The organism is Vibrio olivae (genome assembly GCF_042428525.1).
GTDB lineage: Bacteria > Pseudomonadota > Gammaproteobacteria > Enterobacterales > Vibrionaceae > Vibrio > Vibrio olivae.
Window position 1 is genome coordinate 1 of sequence record NZ_JBHMEP010000076.1, and the last position, 641, is coordinate 641.

Below are 641 nucleotides of genomic sequence, written 5' to 3' on the forward strand. Positions count from 1 at the left end.
TTTTTTATGCAATTTTACAACTCGTTGATTATAGACATTTTAAAAAATCGTATTTTCTCACAAAAAAGCCCCCTTTCACAAGGAAAGGGGGCAGAATGTTTCGGATGGCTTAAGCTTCCTTCTGTTTTTTCTTTATGGCGGCATATTGGTGGACCAGCGGCAATTCGTGGAATGCTTTCAGGGCAGCCTCTTTTGCCTGTACATAGTCTTTTTTCTCCATGGCCATTTCCATCATGACTTGATAACAAGCGGCATTGTAGCCACCATCACCGCGAGTATTGGCATCCCGCATGATTTGCAAGGCGCGCCGGGAGGCATCATAGCTGTTTTCCCGCATTTCATCCGAACTTCTATAGATTTTCAACATGTAGGAGGCCAGGGTATCTTCCCGGGGAAAGCGCGAAAGCATCTTGTCCAGAATATCAACCGCTTTCCGGTAGTCCTTTTCCTGGAAAGCCTGTTCAGCATGCACTTTAGCTACTGAGAAAGAAAAAGAGGAACTGTCAGAAAAACGCTCTGCATTTTCTTCCATCAATTTGATGTAATCCTCATATTTTTTCTGTTTGCGGAGTTCAAAGGATTTCTTTAATACTCCCTCAAGCTCCTGGTCGTATGCCTGGCGTTTGGCAAGCTCTTCACTC

1 protein-coding gene is annotated in these 641 nt (G+C 44.1%); it reads right to left on the reverse strand.

Features of this window, described 5'->3' with window-relative positions:
- Positions 1-109 precede the first annotated feature (109 nt).
- The coding region (locus ACFFUV_RS24135) for a hypothetical protein (protein WP_512701406.1) at positions 110-641 on the reverse strand (532 nt) is incomplete at its 5' end.